The organism is Chitinophaga sp. CCNWYY40, from assembly GCF_037483205.1.
GTDB classification, from domain to species: Bacteria; Bacteroidota; Bacteroidia; order Chitinophagales; family Chitinophagaceae; genus Chitinophaga; species Chitinophaga ginsengisegetis.
Map to the genome: position 1 here is coordinate 19,393 of NZ_JBBHLF010000006.1, position 14,204 is coordinate 33,596.

Here is a 14,204-nt window from a genome sequence, read left to right on the forward strand (position 1 = left end):
CACACATAAAAGGGCATTCAACGGAAAAGCAATGCCTACACCCAATACCAGTATATGATTCACCACGTTATCAAAAGAATGGTCATAAGCTGTAATGCGCAGGATTTCACTGATTATAAAGCACAGATTGCATATAAATGCAAATTTTAAGAGAAACCGGATCCAGCGCATATTGAAATTTCGGATAAATTACAGTTATTTTTGTTTCTTTAAAACTAAATCCAAAATATCCGATGAAGCAAAACTGGCTAAAAGCCATTCTTCCACATGTTGCAGCAATAGGGCTTTTCCTCCTGCTGGCATTTGTGTATTGCGCTCCTGTCCTTGAAGGCAAGGTGGTGAATCAGAGCGACATGAAGAATGTAAAAGGAATGGCGAAAGAGGCAAAGGACTTTTATGAAGCAACCGGCGAACGTCCGTTATGGACCAACAGTATGTTTACAGGGATGCCCTCCTACGTGATATATACAGGTCCGGGTGCCAATAAAATAGCGTACATGAATAGAATTGTGACGCTGTATACGCCGGATCCTGTTAATATGCTGTTCCTGGCCATGATATCCATGTACCTGCTCCTCTGTATACTGGATTTTAAATACTGGATCAGGGTAATGGGAGCCATCGCTTTTGCTTTCTGCTCCTATAATGTGATCCTCATCGATGTGGGGCACGTTACCAAGATGTACGACATCGCCCTGATGCCCGCTGTACTCGCAGGCATTGTGCTCACCTACCGCGGCCGCCTGATCACCGGCGCTGCGTTAACAGCCCTGGCCACCGCCATGCTGATCTACAATAACCACCTGCAAATTATCTACTACACACTGATCATGGTGCTTTGCCTGGCCGTGTGTGCATTTATACATTTTTTCCGGGAGAAACAACTGCTCCAGTTTTTCAAAGCTTCGGCCTTGCTGGCCGTGGCCGGGGTTTTGGCCGTACTCACGTCTATGGACAGTCTTATGATCCTGCGTGAATACACCGATTACACCATGCGTGGCAGCAAATCGGAGCTCACCCTGGATAAAGACGATGTAAACCAGAAGAAGTCTACCGGCCTGGATATCGATTACGCATACGACTGGAGCTATGGTAAGGCAGAATCGGGTACGCTCCTCATCCCTGGCTACGTGGGTAATTCCTCCGGCCAGAAGCTGAAGGTAAGTTCCAACTTTGGTCAGCAAATGATCAGTCTTGGCGCGGCCGAACCACAGGTAGAACAGTTCCTGAGCCAGCAGAAATTACCACTCTACTACGGCGCCCAGTCGAAAGGTACTTCCGGCCCCGTATATGTAGGCGCTATCATCTGCTTCCTTTTCGTATTGTCGTTACTGTTAGTGAAGAGCTGGCATAAGTGGTGGCTGATCGCCATAACGGTGATCGGCTTTATCCTCGCATGGGGTAAAAACCTGGCGTTCATCAATGATCCGCTATTCTACTATTTGCCACTATATAATAAATTCCGCGCACCGGCGCAGGCGCTGGTATTGCCGTCACTCACCTTTGTGGTGCTGGCCTGCTGGGGCTTACAGGAAATTGCCAATGGTAAACACACCACCAAAGAACTGCTGAAAAAACTGAAAGAATCGGCCCTGATCACCGGCGCATGCCTTCTCGGCTTTATCCTCATCAGCTACTTCTTTGTGGGCTTCAAATCCGCCAGCGACGATAACATGCTGCAATATTTCGCCCAAATGATGGGTGGCGAGGAAAACGGTAAATTGCTTATCCGCGCCCTCGAGAAAGACCGCGCCAGCCTGTTGCTGACAGATGCTTTCCGCTCTGCATTCTTCGTCCTCGTGGCTGCCGGCGCTATCTGGGCTTTCCTGGTAAATAAAATGAAATGGCAGGTATCGGCCATCATCATCACCGCAGCTGTTACCATCGATCTGTGGCAGGTAGATAAGAACTATCTCGGCAGCGAAAGCTTCGTAGATGATATGAGCTACATGCAAGACCTGCAGCCCTCTGCCGCTGATCAACAGATCAAACAGGACCCGGACCCATACTATCGCGTATTCAATCTTACCACCTCTCCGTTTGATGATGCCTCTCCTTCTTACTTCCACAAAAATATCGGTGGTTACAGCCCCGCTAAATTGTGGATCTACCAGGATCTCATCTCCCATCAGATCGCCAAAAACAATATGCATGTGCTGAACATGCTCAACACGAAATACTTTATCGTACCCGATCAGAAAACAGGGCAGCCGGTGGCGCAGCGCAACCCGGATGCCTATGGTAATGCATGGTTTGTACGTGACATCGTATGGGCGCCCGATGCCAATACAGAGATGAAAACGCTGGATGCGCTGAATACCCGCGACTCCGCCGTGATCGACAAACGGTTTGAAAAACAACTGGGCAGCTTCAAGCCAGGCGCCGATAGTACCGCCGCCATCAAACTCACCAAATACGGCCTGAATAAACTGGAATACACTTCCCGCAACAGCCAGGAAGGTTTCGGCGTATTCTCTGAAATATACTACCCTGCCGGCTGGAACGCATTTATCGATGGCAAACCCACTGATATTATCCGTACCGACTATGCACTGCGCGGATTGAAAATACCCGCCGGAGAGCATAAGATAGAAATGAAATTTGAGCCGCAAACATTCCTGAAAGGACTGAAAATAGCCAATATCACTTCTGTACTCCTGCTCTTGCTGGTAGCAGCTTCCCTCGTGTTCGAGGTGATCAGGCAAAGCAAAACAGGTGTTGCACCGGAACCGGTGGCTCCGCAAAAACCTACTGCTAAAAAATAAGCATTGTAATATTATATAAAAGAAGAAGGGCGGAGAATCATCTCCGCCCTTCTTCTTTTATATAATATTTTGTTATTGTTCGCTTCTGCCTTTTTTTACTACCGGGTAAAGGGATATCAAACCGGTATAAGTGCGGATGATTTTCCACGCATTGCCCCATTTCAGCTTCGCGAATGCCAGCAGGAACGGCTTTCCCAGGTCTTTCAGCGCTTTCAGATAAGCGATAAAGAGGTTTCTTCTTCGTATATCCATTAAGGTGACCAACCCGTACACCTTGTAATGTTTAATGATCATCTCTTCGGTTTCCTTACGGGCGTGGCGGTCGTGGCAAATGGTTACTGCCGGGCAAACACCTATCCTGAACCCGTAGTAAAGTACCCGCTGCGCCAAATTATTATCTTCTCCATAATGAAAAAATACCGGGTGAAACAATCCTGCTTTTTCCAGACAGGCTTTACTCATCATCCAGGCGGCGGCATTTACAAATTCCACGGGGTATATGTCCTTTACCGGTTCTCCGGGTGCAGGTTGACTGGCACTGTAGTACTGTGCAAACCCTGCATCCATACCACTATAGTCGCCACTCAGATGCACCGGGCTTACGATCCCATACTCGGGGTGTTGCTCCATTACATTGATCAACACGGCAATGGTGTTCTCTTCTGTCCAGGCATCCTGGTTCAGCAGGAAAACATAATCCGCCCCCTGCTGCAACGCCTGTTTAATAGCCATATTATTGGCCTGTCCAAATCCCAGGTTCCTGCCTGAGCGGATCAATGTTACTTCCGGGTAATCCGCTTCCAGCATAGGAATGGTGGCATCCGTTGAGCCATTATCCACTACGATCGTTTGCACCGGATAACTGCCCGACCGTAAACTGCCAAAGCATTGATGTATCCACTTCGCTCCGTTATAGGTGACAATAACAACAAATACCTTTTTCATTCCGGCTATTTTCTGTATTTCTCCTGCAGGAATTCAAAGAAGTAATGGGAAGGTTTTAAGTTAATCAGTTCATACCGGTTCTTTTCAAGATCGGCATAACTCATGGCTTCAATGGCCGGTATGCTCACATCCAGTACACTTTCCGGAGTGCCTTTGGTAATAACACCGATGCCCCAGTCGCTGTCGATGGTAAACACCTGCAAATCCTTACGGGTGCGCAGCATGGCAATCGACTTCCACACATCTCCGGTCCAGGCGCCGGTCCAGTCGGGAATTTCCCCTCTTTCAGCCTTTGCCAGCACTTCCTGTTGTGAAGCGCCTACCGGCGATTCGCAGGCTGCATTGGGAGGATTCACATCATGCACCACAATAAAACCACCGTCGTTCAGGTATTCCAGGCAGTTAACGATATCCTGGTAACATTGCTTGTAAGTATGTAAACCATCTACAAATGCTACATCAATACCATCCCGGCGAAGCATCTCTTTCTGATCTGCAAAAAACTGGTCGCTGGTTACCTGGAAGTATTTGGCGTTGCCCGGTCTCAGCTTTGTGCGTAACCAGGCCCTGAAGGAAAACCTGAATTCAGGATCTACAGCAATTTTTGCTTTTACCGGCGCATTCAGTGAAAAGAACACATACCCGGTATCTACTCCTATTTCAACGTAAACTTTGGCCTTTGTTCTCTGCAACAAAGATTTAATGACAGCAATGCGATTCATTATAATGGTTTAATTTTTTAAATCATTCACTTTCCGCAGAAAGACGACCGTCACAAGATAGACATCATTTTCAATATACGATATCCGTTGCGGTTCATTTTACGGAACAATCAGTACTTTTTGCGAACCAGGTACCTGCCTGCAATAAACAGGTGATTCACCAGGTTGGCCAGCTTACCGTAATAGTGATTCAATATCCGGTAACGCTCCTTCCACGCCAGCTGCTGGTGCTGCTTGGACGTGCCTCCCACCCTGAACCTCGCCACTACCTGGTGCGTGTTACATATCTTCCGCGACGCCTTCAATGTACGGATCATCCAGTCAATATCTGCGCAAACCCGGTACTGCAAATCGTATAACGGGCTCAAACTGCGGCGGATCACATATGCCTGGTGCGATACCACCATGCCGTGTTTCAGGCTTTTCCAGGTCAGTTGCTCCGGTACCTGGTGCGGTGTTTGTTCAGATCTCAACCCAATGTCCTGCCCGTTCTCATCCATAAACATGGCTTCTCCGTAATACACATCGGCATCTTCACAGGTGGCGAACATGTTGCTGATCACATCGGGCGATGCCAGTACATCGTCTGCATTGAGAAACAACAGGTATCCTCCTGTAGCAAGTTGCATGCCTTTATTCATGGCATCGTACAAACCATTGTCTTTTTCAGAGATCACCATGGCAATACGGGAGCGGTATTTTTCGATCACTCCCATTGTATTATCGCGTGAAGCGCCGTCCACAATGATGTATTCAATGTGCGGGTAAGTTTGCGCCAGCACACTCTGGATGGTATTCTCAATAAATTTCTCAGCATTAAAACATACCGTAATAATGCTTAATACCGGCGAAGATGCTTTGTTCATGTATCTGATTATTGCGGGTTCCTGACCACTGATTGAAACAGGTGATAGTACTGTCCGGCTACTACTTTCATTCCAAAATGCTGTTCTGTAAATGTTCTGGCCGCTTTGCCAAACTGCCGGCAGGTATCCGGATGATTCAGCAAGTGCAGCGTTTTTGCGGCAAACTCCTGCTGGTTGCCGGGTGCAACCACATACCCCGTTACGCCGTCCTGCACTATTTCCCGGCATCCGCCTACATCAAAGGTAATACAGGCCGTTTCACAACTACCGGCTTCTATCAGCACATTGGGCAGGTTATCCGCCTTGGTGGGATAGAAAAAAATATCGCTGGCACTGTAGCATTGCATCATTTTCCTGGTTTCCTTCACATAACCGGTATACACGCATTCCAGGTGTTTAAATGTTCCGGGCAGCTGATCTTTACCTATCATCAGCAGGTATACTTTCCGGTCCAGCTGTGCATCCAGCAGGTGTAAAATATGCAGCAGTTCTGCGCCGCCTTTAAACTCGCTGTTAAACAACCGCTCGGATACAAAAGTGATCACAGATGCATCTGCCGGAAGGCCCAGTGCCTGGCGGGAAGCAGCTCTATCCTGCGGCCGGAAATAATCCGTGTCGATAGGATTAGGAATATGATACAACGGTTTGTTCCTGGTAAGCGGACTTTCAGCGGTCATATCGTACAACCACCGCGAAGGCGAAACAATATGCAGATCACTGCCTGCATACAGCTTTTGTTTTCTCTTTATGAGATAATTGCCGGTAGGCAATCCCATAGCAGGGGCACGTTTGTGTTCCCCTTTGCCGGCCACGCCGCTTTTCCAGGAAGTGTCGCCGAAAGTATGCGCCGCGTTGCCCGTGATGGCCCACATATCATGCAGGGTCCACACAATGGGCGCTATAGCGGATAAGCGCGGTAACAGGGTGGCGTCAAAATATCCGCCGTGAATATTATGCAGGCTGATCACATCAGGCTGATAGGCCTGTGCGTGCCGCATGATGGCAGAAGTGGAAAAAGGAAAATATAAATATTGCAGTCCTGCCCGGTTACTCAGCACATTGAGCCCTCTTTCAATAACATTCCGCACCGCACCCGGACGGGTAGCAGTAGCGCGGGAAGAAGCGGTGTGGGTGCCTACCAGGAAATCATTGACGGTATGATAATACTCCGCCAGCCCGGCTGCGATCCTTTGCGCCGCTATGGCAGCGCCGCCGCTGTTCTCATATTTATTGATAAAAAGTACTTTCACCGGCTAGTATTTAAAGAACTGTTGCATTTGTTTACGGAATACATCCGGTGGCCAGTTGCGCACCAGGATGCGGGGCAGTGCATACGGGTTGCTCCAGCTGTGTACCTGTCCGTGATAGTTGGCGCATACCATCTGCAAACCCAGCGCCTTACAGGCTTTGATGCTGTCTGCGTTGTAATAGCGTTTAGTGCCCAGGAACTTCCTGCCGCCAAAAGGATAGGAAAAATGTACCTGTGGAGTGCCCAGTACGCCTTCCAGTATTTCTTTGGACATCCCTATTTCGGTATACTGCTCTTCATAAGTCAGCATGCCCACTGCCGGATGACGGTGGGTATGGCAACCAATGGCAGCATAGGAGGCATCGTCCATCGCTTTTACTTCTTCCCAGGTCATTAACCGGTGGGAAGGGCGACCGGTAGCGGTTTTACCGGACCATTCATACAGCTGCCGCATGGCCGATTCAATTTCCGCAGGTTTACAGAAACGTAGCACCTGCTGCAACGCGTAGTATGTTTCGCGTATAGCCGCAAGCGTATCTGTGGTGTATTGCGCCGGCTGCCCATTGATGGTGATCTGTAAAACAGGTGGCAGGTTACCGGGTGTGAGCAGCACTCTTTCGAGATCGTCCCACCACAATTCGTAGGCAGTATTGATTTTAGAGGTAGTGATATAAAACAGGGCAGGCACCTGGTGCTTCGTCAGTAAAGGCAATGCCTCCAGGTAGTTGTCTGCATAGCCATCGTCGAACGTCACAAATACGGAACGTTCCGGGAAGGCTTTTTTGTTTTTAACATGATAGAGGAACCGTTCGGCATCCAGCACATTGTAATCGGTGGCCAGGTGCGCCAGGTGTGAGCTGAAGTGTTCCGGCGTAACAGAGAGGTCCTGTGGGTCCTGCTGCAGGGTGGTGACCCGGTGGTACAATAAAATAACCGCCGGCTGTTGCACTTTGTTGGCCACATAGTGCATCACTGAAAATATTTTTTTACTCAGGTCTCCCATCAGATAACAGTACAGTTTTTTAATCGTTATGCTTTCTTTGCCCTCACCGCAATGATAATAGGATATACCGGATCGCGGTAATCCAGTTCTTCCGGCAATAATTCTTCTGCGGTAATTCCCTGGAGGATAGCCGTACAGGTGAGTACATTGCCGTAAGAAATGATTTCGATATTGTCTTTACCAAAAATTTCGCCGAAAACTTTCGCGGCCGATTGTATGGTGAACCGCCAGTAGTCGCCCCAGCGTTGTTCGTCGTATACGGAGATCTGTGTAGCGCCCGCCAGTGTGGCCAGTAATACGCCTCCCGGCTTCAGCAGGTGATGCGCTCCTTCAATAGCGGTTTTAAAATCGTAGATGAAATTAAATGTTTGCGTACAAATGAAGCAGTCGATATAGTTGGCCGGCAGCGATGCTTTGTTGGTCAGGTCACCAATAATGGTCACGTCTTTACCTGCCTGCACATGCAGTACTTCATAGCTGCTCACATTGGTGCCAAACTGCTTTGAATAACTGCTTTCGGCTATTTCCAGTACCTGCCCGTGAATATCAGCACGGTGGGCGCTGAGAAAAGAGGTGATGTAGTGCCGGTCTACCGGGGTACCACGATTGTAGCCAAAGCCGGTGGCAAGCGGTTGCAATCTTCTTAAATTATCCCAGGAAACAGGAGATATTACTTCCCGTTTCATCTTTTTGAATATCTTCCTGATTACTTTAAGCATGGCCGGTTATTTTTCTCCAGTATTTTTTAAGCCTGTTTTTAATCTTCGCAGGTATCGTCATACCGGCATTCGCCCGCAGGAATTTTGCAAACACTTTTTCCATCGGCAAATTATTCTTTACGGGAATGTCATCTACCGCGATGGGATGCTGATAAATGTCTGTATACAGCCAATCCTCTTCCTTGTAGTGATGCGTAGCCGAGGCCACGTTGCCATCATGCCTTACCAGTGATTTTACCGGGTATAACGTAAGCATGTCGTGCAGGTAGGCGGTGGCTCTCCAGCGGATAGCCCACGAGCTTACTTTCCCGTGCTTATGCTGGTGCAGCATCCGGAAGAAAGGATAAGCTCCCCAGAAATCAAACGCTGCTTTCAAACCCTGTTCTTTTATTTGGGCAATTACCACATCGGTGTCCCGCTCAAACTTATTCCATGCCCGCTGCCAGGTACCCCAGCCCAAACTGCCCGGATCATGCACCAGGAAAGTAGAGGCGTTGTAATCTGCCGGCATCTTAAACGGATACAGATATCCATGCACCGACATTACCTTTTCGTTGTGCTCATATTTTGTGAGCCCATCGTTCATATATTTCAGGAAGAAGGGAGATACTGTAAGATCATCTTCCAATACAATTATTTTCCCATGCCTGCCAATCACTTCTGTTACCCCGTCGATCACGGAGGTAGCCAGTCCTTTGTTCTTTGTCGCTTCTAAAATAATCACTTCCTTACACCACTGCCGGCTATGCACGATGTCGCGCACCTGTTTGATCAGCTGCCGTTGTTCTTCGGAAGCGCCTTCTTTTGCGCCATCGCAATAAACATACAAGGTGCTCTCCCCTGCCTCCCTGTTTTCACTCAGATGCTGTAAGGTGCTCAGGGTCAGCTCTGGCCGGTTGTATACAAATAATACGATGGGAGCAAATTCCATGATATGAAAAAGTACTGCGCAGCGCAGTTGTTAGGTTAAAACGGTAAAAATCGTATAAAATTAACAATAAAACAAATGTGTAGAAGTGGCTATAGTCTTCCTCCGCCGGCAAAATAACGCTTCCAGTAAGGCTCTTTCAGATCACTGATCATGACGCCGGCACTGGTAGATGCGTGTACGAATTTATCATTCTCCAGGTAGATACCTACATGGGAAATACGTTTATGATGGATCCTGAAAAATACCAGGTCGCCTTCATGGAGGTCATGCGGCTTTAATCTTTTCACCTGTGAATACAGGTCGGTGGAGTTCCCGGAAAGGCCCAGCTGAAACACGGTGTTCATCAGTGTATTCACAAATCCCGAACAATCGATGCCGTCTCTCGTTTTGCCGCCAAGCCGGTAAGGTGTGCCGTACCAGTCATCAATAAAACTGTAGAGTTTCTGGTTCAGTACTTCTTCCACAGCCACATCCAGTAACTGTGCATATTTAAATTGCCAGCTCTGTGCATTTTCCAGGTTGGCACTGCCCCTGGTAATGTTTTTACTGATGCTTACATCTTTGCTGTTATAGTGAGAAGTACTATTACGGGAGGTACGGCTGGTAGCGATACCATCTATAAATTCAATACGGTTGTTGGCAGTGGCTGGTGTGGTGGCAGGTTTCTTATTAGCGGTACCTTTCTTTAATGAAGCGCAGGAACTGAGCGATAATGCACATATCGATAACTTCACAAGTAGATGTCCCTTTACTCTGATCATAAGCTCTGGCTAAATTTTCGCTAAAATACAAATATATAGGGATTTACAACTGCGATTAATATGATTTATATGACAGACAGAAATACAATCAACTAAATCATTAATCACAGTTGATTTTTTATCCCTACTTTTGTCGCTTGACGAAACAGATTAGCAGATGAATTTTTCCCACTTACACGTTCACACCCAATACTCTTTACTGGATGGGGCAGCCGACATTAAATCGCTGTATAAAAAGGCGATGGCTTCCAATCAGCCCGCACTGGCGATTACAGATCATGGTAATATGTTTGGCGCATTTCAGTTTGTGGCAGAAGCATACAACAATAAATTAAATCCGGGCGATCCGAAAGATAAAAGACTAAAAGTAAAGCCCATCGTAGGATGCGAATTCTATGTAGTGGAAAACCGCCACAAGAGAGCTTTTACAAGGGAAGAAAAAGATGTACGTTATCACCAGGTGTTACTGGCAAAAGATGATGAAGGTTACCGCAACCTCATCAAACTTTGCTCCCTGGGCTATATGGAAGGACTGTATGGTAAGTATCCCCGTATCGATAAAGAACTCGTATTACAATATCACAAAGGGCTCATCGCCACCACCTGCTGCCTCGGCGCTTCTGTACCCAGGATCATCCTGCGCAAAGGCGAAGAAGAAGGAGAAAAAGAATTCCGCTGGTGGCTGGATATTTTCGGAGAAGATTTTTATGTAGAATTACAACGCCACGGCATTCCGGAACAGGAACAGGTAAACGCAGTACTGCTCCGCTTTGCAGAGAAGTATAATGTAAAGGTGATCGCGTCCAACGACTCCCACTATGTAGACCAGGCCGATGCCAACGCGCACGACATCCTCCTTTGTATTAACACCGGTGAAAAGAAAAGCACCCCTACCAATAAAGATTTTTCTGACGACGATAGTGGTGGTGGCGGAAAGAACAGGCGTTTCGCTTTTTATAACGACCAGTTCTATTTCAAAACAACGGAAGAAATGAGCAAACTGTTTCATGATCTTCCGCAGGCCATCGATAATACCAACGAAATTGTAGATAAAGTACAGCTGCTGGATCTTAAAAGAGATATCCTGCTGCCCAACTTCCCTATTCCGAAAGAATTTATTACCCAGGACCAGTACCTGCGCCATATCACCTATGAAGGCGCCCGTACCCGGTATATGGAAATGACCGCCGATATTGAAGAACGTATCAACTTTGAACTGCAGGTAATCGAAAACATGGGTTTTGCCGGTTACTTCCTCATTGTGGCCGACTTCATCAAGGCAGGCCGCGAACTGGGCGTATTTATTGGTCCGGGTCGTGGATCGGCCGCCGGATCGGCCGTAGCCTACTGTATTGGCATCACCAATATAGACCCCATCAAGTACAACCTCCTGTTTGAGCGTTTCCTTAACCCGGAACGTAAGAGCATGCCCGATATTGATACGGACTTCGATGATGAAGGCCGTCAGAAAGTAATTGATTACGTTGTACAGAAGTATGGCCGTAACCAGGTAGCACAGATCATTACCTACGGTACAATGGCCGCCAAAATGAGTATCAAGGACGTGGCCCGCGTAATGGACCTCCCCCTGATAGAATCCAATATCCTCGCTAAAATGGTTCCGGATAAACCCGGTATCCAACTGGATCGTATCTTCAACGCTCCCCTCGAAGGTGAAAAGAGCCTCGCCGATAAGGAAGGTCTTGCCGGTGAAGACATTGAGAACGTGAAAAAGCTGCGGGAACTCATCAAAGGCACCGACCTCCAGGCAGAAGTACTCCGCGAAGCCTGCGTACTCGAAGGCTCCGTGCGTAACACCGGTATCCATGCGGCAGGTATCATCATTGCCCCGCAGGACCTGTACGACCTGATCCCCGTATCTACTGCCAAAGACTCCGACCTGCTGGTAACCCAGTTTGAAGGAAGCATCATTGAATCTGCCGGCGTAATCAAGATGGACTTCCTGGGGCTGAAAACCCTTACCATCATCAAAGGTGCGCTGGAACTGATCCGCCAGAACCACGGCATCTCCATCGAAATAGATAATATCCCGCTGGACGACGCCAAAACATATGACCTCTACCAGAAAGGTGAAACCAACGCTACGTTCCAGTTCGAGTCGCCCGGTATGCAGAAATACCTGCGTGAGCTGAAACCCGACAGGTTCGATGACCTCATCGCCATGAACGCCCTGTACCGCCCGGGACCACTGGAGTACATTCCTTCCTTTATCCGCCGTAAACACGGACTGGAACCGGTGCAATACGATATCGCCGAAATGGAGGAATACCTCAACGATACCTACGGTATCACGGTATACCAGGAACAGGTGATGTTGCTGAGCCAGAAACTGGCAGGCTTCTCCAAAGGTGACGCGGACGTACTGCGTAAAGCGATGGGTAAAAAGCAGATCGCGGTACTGAATAAAATGAAGGCGCAGTTTATGGAAGGTTGCGCCAAAAACGGCCACGATCCAAAGGTTTGCGAAAAAGTATGGACCGACTGGGAAGCGTTTGCCTCCTACGCGTTCAACAAATCCCACTCCACCTGCTATGCTTTCGTGGCCTATCAAACGGCCTACCTGAAAGCCCACTACCCTTCCGAATACATGGCCGCTGTACTGAACTGCGCCAGCAATATTGAAAAGATCACCTTCTTCATGGAAGAATCCAAACGCATGGGCATCGACGTATTGCCGCCCGATGTGAATGAATCTTTCAAAGGTTTCGCTGTAAATAAACAGGGCCAGGTACGCTTCGGTCTTGGTGGCCTGAAAGGCGTAGGTGAAGCCGCCATCGAAAACCTGCTGGAAGAACGTAAAAAGGATGGCCCTTTCAAAAATATCTTCGACTTTATCAAACGCGTTAACCAACGCGCTGTAAATAAAAAATCACTGGAAGCCCTGGTAATGTCGGGCGCTTTCGACAGCTTCCCTGAACTGCACCGTGCGCAGTATTTCCACAAACCGGAAGGCGAACAGCTCACCGGCCTGGATAAGATCGTGAAATTCGGGCAGCAGGTAACAGCAGGCTCTTCCAACATGGGTAGCCTCTTCGGCGCCGACGACCTCCCGGATGTGGAGCCGCCAAAGATCCCGGCCTGCGACGCCTGGCCGCTGATCATGAAGCTCAACAACGAAAGGGATATCACCGGTATCTACATTTCCGGCCATCCCCTGGATGACTACCGCTTTGAAATGAAGCATTACCACATGAATTCCGTGCAGGAACTGGTGGAATATCAGACGGAAATAGCCCAGCCGGGCGGCAACGGTGGCCGCTCCCGGGAACGCAATTTCCGCCTGGCGGTATATATCACCAACGCCCAGGAGAGGATTTCCCGCAATAACCGCCAGTTTGGCGTGATGACCATCGAAGATTACACCGGTAAGTTTGAATTTGCCCTGTGGAGTGAAGATTTCATCCGCTTTGCCCCCTACCTCAAACCAGGCCTTTGCCTGTTTATCAACGGCGGTTTCAAATCCAAACGGTTTAACGACAATGAATATGAGTTCAAAGTAAGCAGCATCCAGCTGTTACAGGAAGTAAAGAAAACCCACACCAAGCAGGTATACCTGAACACAATGCCCAAGTTCATCAAAAAGGAGATGGTAGACTTCCTTGTAGACAATGTAAACCGCTTCCCGGGCAACAGCGTACTGCATGTACACCTGACCGACCGCGACGATCAAACCCAGGCAAAACTGCATACTTTTAACCGGAATATAGAGATGAATGACGAGTTGGCGGGTTTCCTTCACAAACAGCCGGATATCGATGTGTATATAGAGATAATCAATAAGTAAGATGTCAAAAATGCAGTAATTTGCACTCGGATCAAGATTTGATCATAATATAACATAATCATAAAAATCAAAACAATCGTTAAAATAAAAACATTTTAAAATCAAAGAATATGGCTTTAGAAATCACTGATGCGAACTTTGAAACGGAAGTTCTGAATTCCGATAAATTAACTGTTATTGACTTCTGGGCAGAATGGTGTGGCCCTTGTCGCGCTATCGGTCCGGTAATCGAAGAACTGTCTAAAGATTACGCAGGTAAAGTAAATATCGGAAAGGTTAACGTGGATCAGAATCCTCAGTTGTCTGTAAACTACGGTATCACCAGTATCCCTGCTATCCTTTTCGTAAAAGGTGGTCAGGTTGTAGACAAACAGGTAGGTGCTGTGCCTAAATCCGTACTGGATAAAAAAATACAGGCCAATATGTAATTTTTATAAA

General features: G+C 47.8%; 11 protein-coding genes. 3 read left to right on the top strand and 8 right to left on the bottom strand.

The annotated features are described in order from the left end of the window. The first annotated feature begins 233 nt into the window (after nt 1–233). Nucleotides 234–2,765: a YfhO family protein gene (locus V7S65_RS22870; RefSeq protein WP_336387917.1), complete on the top strand. Its 2,532-nt coding sequence runs from the start codon at nt 234–236 to the stop codon at nt 2,763–2,765. Nucleotides 2,766–2,837: 72 nt separating this feature from the next. Here the strand turns inward: V7S65_RS22870 and V7S65_RS22875 are convergent, their stop codons facing one another. From V7S65_RS22875 to V7S65_RS22910, 8 genes are all read right to left on the bottom strand, one after another. After that, on the bottom strand, nt 2,838–3,710 hold the full coding sequence (locus V7S65_RS22875; protein WP_336387918.1) for a glycosyltransferase family 2 protein: 873 nt from the start codon (nt 3,708–3,710) through the stop codon (nt 2,838–2,840). Between the two features lie 5 nt (nt 3,711–3,715). Beyond that, nucleotides 3,716–4,432 (bottom strand): class I SAM-dependent methyltransferase, encoded by a 717-nt coding sequence (locus V7S65_RS22880; RefSeq protein ID WP_079472847.1) that lies wholly within the window; start codon nt 4,430–4,432, stop codon nt 3,716–3,718. 110 nt (nt 4,433–4,542) lie between these two features. Then, on the bottom strand, nt 4,543–5,298 hold the full coding sequence (locus V7S65_RS22885; RefSeq protein WP_336387919.1) for a glycosyltransferase family 2 protein: 756 nt from the start codon (nt 5,296–5,298) through the stop codon (nt 4,543–4,545). An 8-nt stretch (nt 5,299–5,306) separates the two neighbouring features. Continuing rightward, nucleotides 5,307–6,548: a glycosyltransferase gene (locus V7S65_RS22890; RefSeq protein ID WP_336387920.1), complete on the bottom strand. Its 1,242-nt coding sequence runs from the start codon at nt 6,546–6,548 to the stop codon at nt 5,307–5,309. Between the two features lie 3 nt (nt 6,549–6,551). After that, nucleotides 6,552–7,550, bottom strand: a complete 999-nt coding sequence (locus V7S65_RS22895; protein WP_336387921.1) for a polysaccharide deacetylase family protein — start codon at nt 7,548–7,550, stop codon at nt 6,552–6,554. Nucleotides 7,551–7,576: 26 nt separating this feature from the next. Next, the gene (locus V7S65_RS22900; protein ID WP_111579677.1) at nt 7,577–8,269 is read right to left on the bottom strand and encodes a methyltransferase domain-containing protein; all 693 of its coding nucleotides are present in this window, start codon (nt 8,267–8,269) and stop codon (nt 7,577–7,579) included. Further along, nucleotides 8,262–9,200: a hypothetical protein gene (locus V7S65_RS22905; protein WP_336387922.1), complete on the bottom strand. Its 939-nt coding sequence runs from the start codon at nt 9,198–9,200 to the stop codon at nt 8,262–8,264. Before V7S65_RS22905 ends, V7S65_RS22900 begins: the two co-directional genes overlap by 8 nt. Nucleotides 9,201–9,289: 89 nt before the next feature. Then, on the bottom strand, nt 9,290–9,961 hold the full coding sequence (locus V7S65_RS22910; protein ID WP_336387923.1) for a C40 family peptidase: 672 nt from the start codon (nt 9,959–9,961) through the stop codon (nt 9,290–9,292). Nucleotides 9,962–10,118: 157 nt separating this feature from the next. Here V7S65_RS22910 and dnaE point away from each other — a divergent pair, with 157 nt between their 5' ends. Then, nucleotides 10,119–13,766: a DNA polymerase III subunit alpha gene (dnaE, locus tag V7S65_RS22915; RefSeq protein ID WP_079472840.1), complete on the top strand. Its 3,648-nt coding sequence runs from the start codon at nt 10,119–10,121 to the stop codon at nt 13,764–13,766. 110 nt (nt 13,767–13,876) lie between these two features. Next, nucleotides 13,877–14,194: a thioredoxin gene (gene trxA, locus V7S65_RS22920; RefSeq protein ID WP_079472839.1), complete on the top strand. Its 318-nt coding sequence runs from the start codon at nt 13,877–13,879 to the stop codon at nt 14,192–14,194. The last annotated feature ends 10 nt before the right edge of the window (nt 14,195–14,204 follow it).